At 73.0% G+C, this 14662-nt stretch carries 7 protein-coding genes; 6 read left to right on the top strand and 1 reads right to left on the bottom strand.

Going from position 1 to position 14662, the window contains the following annotated elements; genetic code table 11:
- Window positions 1–28 precede the first annotated feature (28 nt).
- Genes Prum_RS00970 through Prum_RS00960 form a run of 3 tightly spaced genes read left to right on the top strand, consistent with a single transcriptional unit; the run spans window position 29 to window position 2565 of the window.
- The gene (locus Prum_RS00970) at window positions 29–223 is read left to right on the top strand and encodes a hypothetical protein (RefSeq protein WP_173073127.1); all 195 of its coding nucleotides are present in this window, start codon (window positions 29–31) and stop codon (window positions 221–223) included.
- The gene (locus Prum_RS00965; protein ID WP_173073126.1) at window positions 220–1884 is read left to right on the top strand and encodes an Hsp70 family protein; all 1665 of its coding nucleotides are present in this window, start codon (window positions 220–222) and stop codon (window positions 1882–1884) included. The genes Prum_RS00970 and Prum_RS00965 overlap by 4 nt, the downstream gene beginning before the upstream one ends.
- Before the next feature lie 24 nt (window positions 1885–1908).
- Window positions 1909–2565, top strand: coding sequence for a vWA domain-containing protein (locus Prum_RS00960; RefSeq protein ID WP_173073124.1), 657 nt, complete (start codon window positions 1909–1911; stop codon window positions 2563–2565).
- On the opposite strand, the gene Prum_RS00955 is transcribed toward Prum_RS00960, so the two are convergent.
- Complete coding sequence (locus Prum_RS00955; protein WP_173073122.1) at window positions 2560–6156, bottom strand: nSTAND1 domain-containing NTPase; 3597 nt, start codon at window positions 6154–6156, stop codon at window positions 2560–2562. The two genes, Prum_RS00960 and Prum_RS00955, sit on opposite strands and share 6 nt — an antisense overlap.
- Window positions 6157–6534: 378 nt before the next feature.
- On the opposite strand from Prum_RS00955, the gene Prum_RS00950 reads away from it, so the two are divergent.
- The 3 genes from Prum_RS00950 to Prum_RS00940 all read left to right on the top strand — a co-directional run bounded on the left by Prum_RS00950 (window position 6535) and on the right by Prum_RS00940 (window position 14638).
- On the top strand, window positions 6535–12657 hold the full coding sequence (locus tag Prum_RS00950) for a DNRLRE domain-containing protein (protein ID WP_173073120.1): 6123 nt from the start codon (window positions 6535–6537) through the stop codon (window positions 12655–12657).
- 192 nt (window positions 12658–12849) lie between these two features.
- Window positions 12850–13935 carry a hypothetical protein gene (locus Prum_RS00945; RefSeq protein ID WP_173073118.1) on the top strand — a complete coding sequence of 362 codons (1086 nt, stop codon included), beginning with the start codon at window positions 12850–12852 and terminating at the stop codon, window positions 13933–13935.
- Window positions 13936–13960: 25 nt separating this feature from the next.
- Window positions 13961–14638 carry an RraA family protein gene (locus Prum_RS00940; protein ID WP_246277558.1) on the top strand — a complete coding sequence of 226 codons (678 nt, stop codon included), beginning with the start codon at window positions 13961–13963 and terminating at the stop codon, window positions 14636–14638.
- The last annotated feature ends 24 nt before the right edge of the window (window positions 14639–14662 follow it).

Below are 14662 nucleotides of genomic sequence, written 5' to 3'. Positions count from 1 at the left end.
CCTCCCCGACCGTCCAGAAAGGACATCGATGGCTTTCCACAAGGCGCCGCCGGGCCACGCGGCCGCCCGCTCCGGGCTGGCGGTGGCACTCGTCGTGGCGTTCGTCGCCCTGGTGTCCCTGGCGTTCACCTCAGGGCTGGCGGCGGGCGCCGCCGGCGGCGGGCGGGAGCTGGCGGCGCTGGTGCGGTCGTGGTGGCCGATCGAGGGGAGCGGCGGGTCATGAGGACGCTCGGCATCGACCTCGGCACCACGTACTCGGTGGTGGCCACGCTCGACGAGCACGGACGCCCGATCGTGCTGCGCAACCCGCTCGGCGAGGAGACCACCGCGTCGGTCGTCTGCTTCGAGTCGGCCACCTCGATCCTGGTCGGCTCCGCCGCCCGCAACGCCGCTCCGGCGTACCCGGATCGCACGGTCGCTCTCATCAAGCGGCAGATGGGCACCGACCGGCTGCTGTCCTTCGACGGCGTCGAGTACACCCCGGAGGCGGTGTCGGCGCTGATCCTGCGCGCCCTCGTGGACGGCGTACTGCCGGGGCGGCAACCGGACCAGCCCGTGCGGGCGGTGGTCACCGTGCCGGCGTACTTCGGCATCCGCGAGCGGGAGGCCACCCAGCAGGCGTGCCTGCTCGCCGGCATCGACACGCTGGAGCTGGTCAGCGAGCCGGTCGCCGCCGCCGTCCACTATGGCTTCTCGGAGACGGTCGGGCTCGGTACCGCCGTGGTGTTCGACCTGGGCGGCGGCACGTTCGACGCCACCGTGCTCACGCTCGGCGGGCGCATCCAGGTGGTGGCGACGGACGGCGACACCGAGCTCGGCGGCGCGGACTGGGACCGGCGGCTGGTCTCGCACATGCTCGACCAGTTCACCGCGCAGGTCCGCCCGGACACCGACCCCGGCGACGACGAGGTGTTCATGAGCGAGCTGGAGCTCGCCGCGGAGCGCGCCAAGCGGGCCCTGTCCACCACGGCCGTGCAGCGCGTCCCGCTGTGGTATGCCGGCCGCGGCGCCACCATCACGATCAGCCGGGCGGACTTCGAGGCCGCCACCCGCGACCTCGTGGACAGCGCGTCGCAGTGCCTGCGCCGGCTGCTGGCCGCCGCCGGGCGCGCCGGCGTGTCCGAAGTGGACCATTGCCTGCTCGTCGGCGGGTCGAGCCGGATGCCGATGATCGCGGCCACGCTGGCGGACGAGTTCGGCTGGCAGCCGCGCCTGTTCGACCCGGACCTGGCCGTGGCCAAGGGCGCCGCGCTGCGCGCACACCAGATCCTGCGGATGCCGGTGTCGGAGAAGACGTGGGCGCCGCGCCCGCGGCGGGCCGCGGAAGCGCCGGGCGGCGCCGACATCTCCGCCCGCGGGCCGGTGCCGACGCTGGGCGGCCCGGCCGCCGAGCCGGACCCGCCGGCGGGCGCCACCGGCCTCGCCGCCCACCCGGTGGCCGCCGTCGTGGCCCGCGGCCTCGGCCCGCTCGTGCACGACAGCCACGACAAGTCCGGGCAGCGCCGGTACGTCTGGCACGTCGTGCACCAGAACGACCCACTGCCCGTCGTGGACCGGCAGATCACGCTCGCGACCATCCTCGACGGGCAGGCCAGCATCCGGATCGAGGTGTACGAGCAGGCCGGCGCGGTCGAGTCGGCGGAGGTCGACGACAACCGGCTCGTGCTCGACGGCGAGCTGTCGGGCCTGCCACCCGGGCTGCCGGCCGGCTCACCGATCCAGTTGACCCTGCGGATCGGCCTGGACGGACGGCTGAGCCTGGTCGCGACCGAGCCCAAGAGCGGCGCGGCCCTGACGATCGAGGCGTGCATCGACGGGGTGCTCGACGGCAGCGGCCGGGAGCGCGCCGCGCGCAGCCTGGCCGGCCTCGCGGTACGCCAGTGACCCCACGCCGGAAGGAGGTGCACCGTGCCCGACTGGATCAGGCGTGACTTCGGCGGCGTCGGGCTCACCCAGTCGCCGCCCGGTCGCCACCTCGCCGCCCTGCAGGCGCGGTACCGCGGCAGCGTCCTGCTCTGCATCGACGTGAGCAGCTCGATGGGGTGCCACGAGGACGGCCGTACCCGGGTGGCGCACGCCGTCGCGGGGGCCGAGCGCTTCGTCAACGACGCCGTCGGCGCCAACTACGACGTGGGTCTGGTGCTGTGGAACAGCGGGATCGTGCGGCACGTGCCGCTCTCGCGCGACCCGCGGCCGGTGCTCGACGGGCTACGCCAGGCCCGCGCCGCGGGCGGCACGAACGTCAACCCCGCGCTGCGCCTCGGCATCCAGCAGCTCGGGTCGCTGACCGGCGACCGGGTCATGGCGATCTTCGGAGACGGCGACATCGGTCCGGTCGCGCCCGCGCTGGCGTCGTCACGGGAGGCGGCGGCGCTCGGCATCCGGATCATCGTGCGTGGACTCGGCGAGTACGCGGCCGGGCAGATGGCGCAGATCGCCACCGAGGACGCCGGCGACGAGCCCGGCGCCGGCGTGGTGCACACCGCGGCCGACATCGAGCACGGGATCGCGGGCATGGCCGGCGCCCTCGGTCTCACCGCCCTGTCCCGGCGCGGGCGGTCATGAGGCGGGGCAGGGCGGGCCCACCGGGCGGGAGAAGTCCCGCAACAGATGGTCACAGGTCTGGCGGTGGGCGTCGGCCGGGTCGACGGGCCACGGGGTGACGGTGTGGTCGCTGCCGCCGGCGTACAGGACCCGGCCGTCCGCGCTGAACGCCAGAGCCGTCACCTTGCCGCCGTAGCCGTCCAGCACGGCGTACAGGGTGCGCCGCGGTCCTGACCAGAGCCGGATCTCCCGGTCCGAGCTGCCGGTCGCCAGCAGCCGTTCGTCCGGGCTGAACGCGATCGACTCGACCGGGCCGCTGTGCCCGCGCAGGATGACGTCCGGGCGTGGCGTGCCGACCGTCCAGAGCGCGACCGTGCCGTCGGCCCGGCCGATGGCGATCAGGCTCGCGTCCTTGGTGGTTGCCACGGTGAGCAGCGGCTGGTCGCGCAGCACGGCGCGGACGGTCCGGCGGGCCACGTCCCAGACGGTGACCGTGCCGTCCAGGCTCGCCGAGACCAGGACGGCGCCGCCTGCGGCGAAGGCGACGCGCTCCACCTGGGTCGGATGGGACAGCTCGGCGATCTGGGTGCCGCGCTCGGCGTCGAACAGGCGCACCGCGCCGCCCATCGAGCCGCCCACCACGCCGCCCGAGCCGGTCGCCAGGAGCTTGCCGTCCGGCGCGAAGGCGATGCTGAGCAGCCGGTCGCCGGCTCCGCCGAGGGTACGCACCGGCCGGCCGGTCGCCACGTCCCAGATCCGGGCCCCGTCCGGGTGCGCGGAGGCGAGCTGGCGACCGTCGGGCCGGTAGGCCAGACCGGTCACGGCCGCGCCGGGCGAGAGCACGGACAGCGCCGTGTGCGAACGCGGGTCCCACAGGATGACCCGGCCGTCGTTGCCGGCCGAGGCCACCGTGCCCGCGCCGGGGGCCACGGCGACGTCGTGAACCGGCTCGGAGTGGCCGGTCAGCGGCATCGCGGCGGTGTCCCACAGCAACACGGCCCGGTCCTGGCCGGCGCCGGCCAGCAGGCGGCCGTCCGGGCTGACCGCGATGGCGTACACCTCGCTGGTGGAGCCGTCACGCCGGCTCATCATCCGCCCCTTCCGCACGTCCCAGAGCCGGGGCCAGCGGTCGTTCGCGGACGACACCAGGGTCCCGGCGGGCGTGAAGGCGAGCGAACGCACCGTCGCGGTGTGCCCGCGCAGCACCCGCAGCTGCTTGCCGCTGGCCACCGCGAAGGTGGTGATGTCGCGGCTCACGCCGCCGACCGCGAGCGTGCCGCCGTCCGGGCTGAACGCCACGGCGTGCAGCGGCTGCGAGCCGGGCCGCAGGCTCCGGACCCGGGTCCGGGTGGCGACGTCCCACAGCACCGCGGCGCCGTCGTCACCGGCCGAGGCCAGCAGCCGGCCGTCCGGGCTGAACGCCACGTCGCTGCGCAGGCCGCCGCTCCCGCCCAGCTCCCCGACGGGGTCGCCGCCGGTCGCGCGCCACAGCAGGATCCGCCGCTCGGCGCCGACCGCCGCCACGATGGCGCCGTCGGGGCTGACGGCCACGCTGTCCACGATGCCGTGCAGGCCGCGCAGCCGGGTCACCAGGTGCCCGCGTTCCACGTCCCAGACCAGGACGGCGCCGCCGCGGCCGCCGGTGACGAGGTGTCCGGACGGGGTGAAGGCGAGCGACCGCACCGACTCGCCGTACCCGGTCAGCTGCGCCCGCCGGGTCCGCCGCGCAAGATCCCAGACGGTCACCGGTCCGGTGTTCTCGGCCGCGGCCAGCAGCGTGCCGTCCGCGCTGAACGCCACCGCGGTGAGCACGCTGGCGTGCGCCAGTCGGGCCGTGTAGGCGGGGCTGCCGGCCAGGCTGAGCAGCGCGCCGCGGGCCTCGACGGTCGGCGCCTCGTCGTACGCCCGCAGGCTGAGCCGGGCCGCCTCCGAGGCGTCGGTCTCGGCCAGGGACAGCGCCTGCATGGCCAGCTGGCGGGAGGTCGCCTCCTGCCGCTGCCGTACCGCGGAGCGCCACTGCCAGACGGCGACCAGGCTGGTGACGAGGGCGAGCGCCAGCAGCCCGGCCAGCCCCGACGAGAGCCTCCGCAGCTGCTGGGCACGGCGGGTGGCGGCCGCGCGCTCGTCCGCCTCGGCGGCGACGCTGGCGGCCAGGAAGGCCGTCTCGACCGGATTGAGCTCGCCCGCCCGCCCCGCGCCCGCCACCCACTCCCGGGCGATCGCCAGCCGGGCCCCGCGGTGCAGCGCGCCGGGGTCGCGGTCCAGCGCGTGCCAGCTCGCCGCCGCGCCGGTCAGGTCCCGGTGCACCCGCAGGGCCTCCCGGTCCTCGGTCAGCCAGTCCCGCAACCGCGGCCAGGCCCCGATCAGCGCCTCGTGCGCGATCTCCACCGCCGTACCGTCGATGACCAGGAGCCGGGCGTGCGCGAGGCGTTCGAGCACCGTGTCCGCCCCGGCGAAGGTCAGCTCGGACCGGTCGACCCGGCGCCGGGTGTCCGCGGTGCCGTCGCCCAGCGCCGTCAACCTGGTCAGGATCTGCCGCGCGGCGCGCCGTTGCGGCTCGGTCAGCGACTCGTACACCGCCTCGGCCGTGCGGGCGATCGCGCCGGTGAGGCCACCGGCCGCCTCGTACGCGGCGAGCGTGAGCGTCTCGCCCTGGCGGTGCCGCCAGGTCTGCAGCAGCGCGTGGGAGACCATCGGCAGCGCGCCGGACTGGCCGGCCGCGTCACCGATCACCTTGGTCACGAGCGCGCGCTCGACGCTCAGCCCGACGAGCGCGGCCGGGCCGGTCACCGCGCGGCGCAGCTCCTCCTCGTCCATCGGGCCGACCAGCGCGGTGGCGTCTTGCAGTGCCTGTGCCAGCCGGGAGTGTCCGGCGCAGTGGCCGTAGAAGTCCGCGCGCAGCCCCACCGCGACGCGTACATCGGGCTCGGCGGCGATGTCCAGCAACGCGTCGACGAACCGGGTCCGCTCCGATTCGTCACCGCAGAGCGTGAACAGCTCCTCGAACTGGTCGACCACGATCAGCCGCAGCGGCGGTGCCGGCCTGTTCAGCGCGGCGGCGTAGGTGGTGAACGGGTGTGACCCGGGGGTGAGGACGAGGCTGTCCGCCGCGCCCAGGGCGGTCTCCGGGTTGTCCACGAGCGCCGGGAGCAGGCCGGCTCGCAGCAGCGAGGACTTCCCGGAGCCGGACGGGCCCACCACGGCCAGGAAGCCGCCGCCCTTCAACCGCTCGGCCAGCTCGCCGACCAGCCGCTCGCGGCCGAAGAACAAGGCGGAGTCGGCCTGCTGGTAGCTGCTCAGGCCCACGTACGGCGGGATGTCGGCGGACCGGTCGGCGCGGACCTGGGCCAGCTCCAGCGACGTCGCCCGCCAGCGCTCCTCCCATGGCGCCGGGTCGGCGCCGCAGGCTTGGACATAGCCTCTGAGCACCGGCAGGGCCGGCAGCCGCCGCCCGCCGGCCGCGTCGGCCAGCGCGGTCACCGAGTACCCGCAGCGCTTGGCCAACTCCCGGTACGTGGGTTTGCCGGCGCTCTCCCGCAACTGCCGCAGCTCGGCGGCCAGCCGTTGCACCGGTCCTGATGACGCGTCGACGGCCCGTTCTGGTCGCGGCATTGGCCCCCTTGGTAGTGACTGGATTCTATCCAGGGGTGTCACATGGCCGGGGCCGTGCCGGCGACGCACCGCTCTGGCCTGGGCGCCGCCGGCCCCCCGTTCAGCCGCAGAGCCCAGCCCACCAGACCGTCCGGTTGTTCGGAACCGGTGTGCGCGGCGAACAACCGGATTCCCGGCGCCGTACGGCGGATTTGTTTGTCCTGGCAGGCCGATCGGTGACGCTCCAGTTCGGACAGTTTGGGGGTCGTTGCGGCATTCAGCCGAACCGGCGGCGTCGTTGCCGGCGCATCGGCGCGTCCATAGCGTTCGGCGCGCCATGTGTCGTCTGCCGGGGAGGCCACTGTGCGTGGTTGGCGAGGTTTGTTCTTTACCGGATGGGTGCGCACCGCGCGCGGGATAGCGGCGCCGGTGGCGCTGGTCCTCGCGGCGACCGTGCTGGTGGTGCCGGGCCGGGCGAAAGCGGCTCCGGCGGCACCGTCCACAGCCGATGGTCCCGTCGTGTCGGCCCGCGCGGACGAGCAGGCCGCGCTGAGCGCGGCCCGGATGACCGGCAAGAAGGTGCAGATCGCGGACCGGACGAGCGAGACCGCGACGTTCTGGGCGTTGCCCTCCGGCGCGATCGAGGCGGAGGTGTACGCGGCACCGGTGCGGGTCCGGGACGCCGGCGGCTGGCGGCCGGTCGACCTGACCCTGGTACGTCAGGCCGACGGGTCGGTGGCCGCGACCGCCCATCCCGCAGGGCTGCGCCTGTCCGGCAAGGCCGGCGCCGGCCGCCACGACCTCGTCCAGGTCGGTACGGGGGACCGGGCGGCCACGATGAGCTGGTCCGGTCCGTTGCCCGAACCCGTTCTGGACGGCGCCAAGGCGACCTACCCGCGGGTGCGCCCCGGCGTCGACCTGGTGGTCGAGGCGACCCGCACCGGGTTCGCGCAGTTCCTGGTCGTGCACGACAGCGCCGCGGTCGCCCAGGTCCGGTCGGTCCCGCTGTCCCTGTCGAGCAAGGGGCTACGGTTCGAGCCGGACGGCCGCGGCGGCTTCGCCCTCAAGGACCGCCGCAGCGGCGCCCGGGTGGGTGCCTCGCCCGCACCCCTGATGTGGGACGCGCAGCGGCGGGTGGGCTCCGGCGAGCCGGTCCGGGTGGCCGCGGTCAAGGCGCGCGCCACCGCCCGGTCCGGGCGCACCGACCTGCTCCTCACGCCGGACGTGGCGTGGCTGACCAACCCGGCCACCCGGTACCCGGTCACCATCGACCCGTCCGTCGTGCTGTCCGCGGGCTTCGACACGTTCGTGCAGTCCGATGTCACGGACGACAGGTCGGGGCAGGGCATCCTGAAGTTCGGCACGCAGGACGGCGGGACGGTCGTGTCCCGGTCGTTCCTGACGTTCCCGGGCCTGGACTGGCTGTGGGGCAAGCAGGTGCAGTCGGCGACGCTGCGGCTGTGGAACGAGCTGTCCACCTCGTGCACCGCGGCGGAGTGGCAGGCGTGGCGGGTCGGCCCGGTCACGAACGCGGTGCGCTGGAGCGCCCAGCCGGCGTGGCTGGCACAGGTCGGCGCCTCCACCGAGACCAAGGGGTTCAGCGCCGCGTGCGCCGACGGATGGGTGGGCGTGCCGGTCACCGGCGCCCTGCAGCACCTGGCGGCGGGCGGCACGGACGGCACGGCGTACCTCGGCCTGCGGGCGACCTCGGAGACCGACAGCAACGGCTGGAAGCGGTTCGACTCGACCGAGGCGGGCAACCCGCCGCACATCCAGCTCACGTACCACACCGCCCCGTCGGTCAACGCCGTGGCGACCAACCCGTGGGCCCCGTGCGTGACCGGCTCCGCCCGCCCGTACCTCAGCTCGGCGACGCCGCGGCTGCGCGCCCAGGTCTCCGACCCCGACGCGTCGCCCGTGCAGGCGAAGTTCGAGTGGTGGGCGGTCGGCGGTTCGGCCGCGATCGGCTCGGCGACCACCGCGGCGGGCCCGTCCGGCTCGTGGCGCGTCGTGGACGTCCCCTCCGCCGTCCTGGCCAACAACGGCAGCTACCAGTGGCGGGCGCAGGGCTACGACGGCGCGGCCTGGGGCGCCTGGTCCGGCTGGTGCGAGTTCACCGTGGACACCACCGTGCCCGCCAGCATGCCCACCGTGACGTCCACCGACTACCCGGAGGCACCGCCGGCACCGGCCGGTGGCGCGCACACCGCCGGCACGTTCACCCTCGGCGCCGCGGGCGTCACCGACGTCGCCGCCTACCTGTACGGCCTGGACGTGAACCCGCCGACCAAGCGGATCGCCCCGGCGGCACTCGGCGGCAGCGTCGACGTGAGCGTCACCCCGAAAACCGACGGCCCGCACGTGCTCTACGTCCGCTCCCGGGACCGGGCCGGCAACCTCTCACCGGTACGCGCGTACGCGTTCCTGGTCGGCCCCGGCGGCATCGTCACGCCGGTCGAGGGCGACGTCACCGCCGCCAAGGTCAACCTCACCGTCCAGGGCCACCCGACCTCCACCGGCGTGCGGTACCAATGGCGCCGCGCGGAGACCGACACCTGGGTCAACATCCCCTTGGCGAACGTGACGTACACCGTCGGCGGCGGCGCGGTGGCCAGCTGGCCGGTCGCGTCGACCGGCGCGGGCGCCTACCCGGCGATCACCTGGGACGTCGCGGCCACACTGGCCGCCGCGGACGCCGCGTCGGTGGCCCGCGACGGACCGCTGTACCTGCGCGCGGTGTTCGCCGGCCTGACCGCCACCAACGCCGTCGAGATCACCTTCGACCAGAATCTCGCGACGGCGGACACCACGCCCCTCGGCCCCGGCGCGGCGAACCTGATCACCGGCAACTACACCGTCAACCAGAGCGACGTGCAGGTGGGCGGGCTGTCGGTGGGCCGCACGTTCAACACCCGCCAGGCGGGGCGGTCCGACGCGATGTTCGGCCCGGGTTGGGCCTCCGGCATCACTGTCGGCGAGGCGGCCGCGCCCTACACCCAGCTGAACGCCTACGGGAGCCTCGTGCAGGTGGGGTTGCCGGACGACACGACGATCGGGTTCACCCAGCAGGCCACGACGGGCACCGGTGCGACGTTCCATGTGCAGAACGGCACCTCGGGGCTGTCCCTGGTCTACACGACGAGCGGTGACTCGTACACGCTGACCGACCGCGACGGGAACGTCGTGACGTTCACCCGGCAGGCGACGGACCCGGCGGGGCAGTACATGCCGACGTCCGCGACGCCGCCGGGCTCGGGCAGCGCGACCACGTACTCGTGGGAGCAGGCCACGGTCGGCGGGCAGACCGTCACCCGGCCGACCCGCGTCCTGGCGCCCGTACCCGCCGGTGTCACCTGCGGGACCACGCTGGTCAAGGGGTGCCGCGCCCTGACGTTCACGTATGCGACGACCACGACGGCGACCGGCGTGGCCGAGGCCGCGTGGGGTGACTACGCCGGCCGGGTCAAGGAGGTCTCGTTCGTCGCGTGGGACCCCGACCTGGCCACCCCGGCGATGCGCACCGTCGTGCTGGCGCGCTACGCCTACGACAACGCGGGCAAGCTGCGGGCCTCCTGGGACCCGCGGCTGGACTGGCTCGACGGGGCCACGACGCGCCACCTGTGGCAACGGTACGCCTACGACGCCGACGGCATCCTGACGACCATCACCCCGGCCGGCCAGGAGCCGTGGCAGCTGACGTACACGACCCTGCCCACCGACGCGGGCAAGGGCCGGTTGCACAAGGTCACCCGGTCCGCGCTCAGCGCCGGCACCGCGGTCAACACCGTCGTCTATCAGGTGCCGATCTCGGGTAGCGGCTCGGCCTACGACCTGTCCGCGGGCCAGACGGCGCGCTGGGGACAGACCGCCCCACCGGTGGACGCCACCGCGGTCTACCCGGCCACCCAGGTGCCCAGCGGCAATCCGGCGACCGGCACGCTGCCGTCCTCGTACGAGCGGGCCAGCCTCACCTACCTGAACGCCAACGGCCGCACCGTCAACTCGGTCGCGCCCGGCGGCCATGTCAGCTCCACGTGGTACGACGAGTACGGCGACGTCGTGCGCGAGCTGTCCCCGGCCAACCGGGCCCGCGCGCTCGACAGCTCCGCCTCGGACAGCGCATCGGCCGAGGCGACCCTCGCCGAGGCCCTGTCCGAGGTGCTGGCCTACTCCGCCGACGGTGTCCGGCTCCTCGACACGTTCGGCCCGGAGCACGACGTCGCGCTCCCCGACGGCTCGGCCGTGCGTGGCCGTACCCACACCGCGTACACATACGACGAAGGGCTGCCGGCTGGCCAGACGCCGCCGAATCTGGTCACCACGACGACCACCACGGTCCAGTACGGCGACGGCCTCAACACCGATGCCCGGACCACGAAGACGGAGTACTCCTGGGCGCTGCGTCAGCCCACGGTGGAGATCGTGGATCCGAGCGGTCTCAACCTCCGTACCAGGACGTCGTACGACGGCGCGGGCGTGATTACCGCCCACACCACCCCGGCCGGCGGCGCCGTCGACACCACTCCCGCGACTCGCGTGGTCGTCTACTACACGACGGCCGCCAACGCCACCTACCCGGAGTGCGGCAACCACGCCGAATGGGCCGGCTCCCTGTGCCGCGCCCACCCGGGCGGGCAGCCGGGCAGTGGGCCGGAACTGCTCGCGACGGTCACCACCTACGACATGTACGGCCAGCCACGCGTGCAGACCGAGAAGACCAGCGCCGGCGTGCAGCGGACCACGACGGTCGTCTACGACTCGGCCGGCCGGCAGTACGAGACCGTGGTGACCACCGCGAGCGGGCTCGGCGAACCGCTGGAACGGCGACGCAACGTCTACGACGCCAGCACCGGGTTACTGACCAGAACGCAGACCGTGAACGCCGGCAACGTCGTCACCGCCCAGGTGATCCGCGCCTACGACACGCTCGGACGTGTCGTGTCCTACACCGACGCCGACGGCAACGTCTCCACGACGACGTATGACGTGATGTCGAGGACGGCGACCACGAACGACGGCAAGGCGACCCAGACGTACACGTATGACGGGGGATCGGAGCGGCGTGGCCTGCCGACGCAGATCGTCGACAGCCAGGCTGGCACCTTCACCGCGCAGTACGACGCCGATGGCAGGACGGCGAGCCAGTCCTGGCCGAACGGTGTCTCCGCCACTGTGGACAGCGACGAGACGGGCGCCACTGTCAGCATCGGTTACGTCTACGCCGGCTGCGGCAGCGCCGACTGCACGCTCTACTACGAGAGCGCGGCCAACAGCGTGCACGGCCAGGCGCGGGTCCGCACGTCCACCCTGTCCGCGCAGAAGTTGGGATACGACCAGGCGGGTCGCCTGACCTCCATCGGGGACGCCGTCGGGAGTGCCGCGTGTGTCACCCGCGCGTACACCTACAGCACAGCCTCCAACCGCACCGGACTGACCACCTACGGCCCGGACGCGGGCGGCGGTTGCCAAACGACCACATCCTCATCCACCACGACCTGGACATACGACACCGCCGACCGCCTCATCACCGCGGGCACCTCCTACGACGCCCTCGGGCGCACCACGACCATCGCCGCCAGCGACACCACCTCCGGTGCCGCGGCCACCACCGTCGCGTACTACGCCGATGACACGGTTCGCCAGCTGACGCAAGGCTCAGCGCAGACGTCGTACACGGCGGACGTCATCAACAAACGCATCCGGAACGCCGCCGCCGGCGGTACGACGGCGGTGAAGACGTTCCACTACTCCGGTGATACCGACAACCCGGTCTGGACGGACGAGGACGGTTGGTACAGCCGGATCGTGCCCGGCTTCTCGTCGGTGAGCGGCGTCTACAGCAGCGCGGCGAGCCAGGTTGCGTGGAAGATCACAAACCTGCACGGCGACCTGGTAGCGACAATTCTCGACCCGGCTGCCGGTATCGCCGCGGTTCACGAGCCGGACGAGCACGGCCTGTCCCGCTCCGGCGCGACACTGGATCAACGGTACGGATACCTGGGCGCGGCCCTGCGCCCGGCCGACAACCCCGGCGGGCTAATCACCATGGGCGCCCGGCTGTACAACCCCGACAGCGGCCGCTTCCTATCCACTGACCCGGTATATGCAGGAAACGCCAACCCTTACGACTACTGTGTGGGCGATTCCGTCAACTGCGCGGACCCGGATGGCCAGCGACGGAAGAAATGCTACATCTGGGGATGCAAGCTGCTCTTCAACAAGTCTGAAACGCGGTTCATAGACTATTGGTTGCATGACTGGGTGCTGGAGAGCTGGGTGGTTCACGGTTCGATAGCGGCGGCAGTCCTATTCGCGGCAAAGCGGCTTGTGCCGGCGGCGTTGGTGGCTCTGCTCGGACCGTACCTGGCAATCGTGGCGGCCGTTCTGGGTGCCTGGCTCTGGTGGGTGGGAAGTCAGGCGAGTCGGGCACGCGACCTTGGCAGATGTCTCCAGATCAGTTACGTGTGGGGAACGGGTATAGCGGGTGGCGTACCGGGGACATATCGTGATGGCTGTAAGTGAATCTCGACAACGGGCCGCCGTGCTCGCCGTCGCTTCGTTGGCAATAACTTCGTTCGGGTGTGTCGTTCTGATTGACCAACTGACAGACGGTGTCCCGGGCATTGCGGTCGGTGGATTGTTCTATATGGCGGTGTCGGCGTTCGGTGCATTCGGGTTTGGTCGCGCCGCCATCCGGGCAGGAAAGGGTTTAAAATGAGAATCCGAATGGGCATCGCCTGCCTGCTGTCGGCCGCCGCGGCGGTAGTCGTACCCGGCGCCGCGGAGGGCACCACCGTCCTCAAGGAACCGGTGATGGGCCTGCTCGACCGGGCGAAGCCGGCCACCGGGGCGTACGCGGCGGTCGTCGACCGCTTCGTCATCCGGGTCGACTGGAGCGAAGTCCAGCCGGACCAGCAGCCCGGCACCGACCACGGCGGCGCCCTCGTCACCACGACGATCGACCAGGACCTGGCGGCGGCGACAGCGGCCGGCATGAAGGTGCGGTTGCGGGTGGTCGGCGGGATCAACGCGCCGGAGTGGGCCAAGACGCTGGGCGGCGCCACCCCCATCCCGTGGTACGCCCCACCGGGCACGCAGGTCGGCACGATCGGCCGCTTCTGGACGTCGCAGTACGGCACCGCGTACCAGAACCTGCAGGACCGGCTCGCCGCGCTGTACGACGACGATCCGCGGGTGCTGGACGTGGCGATCGCCCGCTGTACGACCGAGTTCGCCGAGCCGTACATCCGGCAGACCGGGCAGCTGGACCTGAACCAGCCCGGTCTGGAGGCCGCCGGCTACACCAGCGCGGCCGACGACCTGTGCCACTACGAGGAGATCGACGCGCACGACGTGTGGGAGCAGACGCGCTCCTACCTGGCGTTCAACCCGTACCAGCGGATCAACAGCACGGCATGGACGTCCTCTGTGGACCTGCCGTTCACCAAGCAGATGATCGACTACTGCCGTACGGCGCTGGGCCAGCGGTGCGTGCTCGGCAACAACTCGCTGGTGCCCGACCGGCCCAACAGCTACTACCAGATGTACGCGTACATCGCCGCCAAGGGTGGGCCGATCGCGTACCAGACCGCGACCCCGGACAAGGTCTGCGGTGACCCCACGACGTGCGCCACGGCCATCTGGAACGAGACGCTGGACATGGCGCTGACCTACGGGGCCAACGCGGTCGAACTGCCCGGCACGATCCAGGGCTACACCAGCTGGCCCATCGCCGAGGTGCCGCCGGACCACGGCCTGGAGTACTACGACGACGCGCTGGAGGCGGTGGTGATCCCATAGCCGGTCGGGGCGGTACCGTCGCCTCGTGGCGCAGCTGACAGCAGATGACCTGGCAACGATCCGGCGGCTCGCCGCGACGGTCGACACCACCGCCCTGTGCGACGTGGCGAAGGACGTCAAGGTGATGTCGCCGGCGTTGCGGTGCCGGTCGGCCAACCCGATGGTGTGCGGGCCGGCGTTGACGGTGCGCTGCCGGGACGACTTCCTCGGCGTGATCCAGGCCGTCGAGCAGGCGTCGCCCGGCCAGGTCGTGGTGGTCGACGGCGGCGGCCGGGAGACCGCGCTGGCCGGCGAGCTGTTCGCCCGCGCCGCGCTCGCGAAGGCGTTGGCCGGCATCATCGTGGACGGCGGGTACCGGGACCTGCGGTTCGTCGCCGCGTGCGAGCTGCCGGTCTACAGCCGGCACGTCACCCCGATGGCCGGTACGACCGTACGCCCGGCCCGGGTCGGTGAAACGGTCAGCTGCGGCGGCGTCCGGGTCAGTGCCGGTGACATCGTGATCGCCGATCACAACGGCATCGTGGTGCTCGACCCGGCCACCGCGATCGCGTCGCTCGGCGCCGCCGCGGAGCTGATGGCGGCCGAGGCCCGGGTCGCCGAGCGGCTGGCCGCGGGCGCCGGCCTCGGCGACTGCCTCAACGTCGCCGAGCACGCGGAGCGGCTGGCCCGCGGCGAGCCGTCGACACTGCGGTTCACCGTCTGACTCAGGAGACGTGGAGCCGACCCG

The organism is Phytohabitans rumicis (genome assembly GCF_011764445.1).
Taxonomy (GTDB): Bacteria; Actinomycetota; Actinomycetes; order Mycobacteriales; family Micromonosporaceae; genus Phytohabitans; species Phytohabitans rumicis.
The sequence above is the reverse complement of the archived record's forward strand: the minus strand, read 5'-3'. Positions and strand labels throughout refer to the sequence as shown.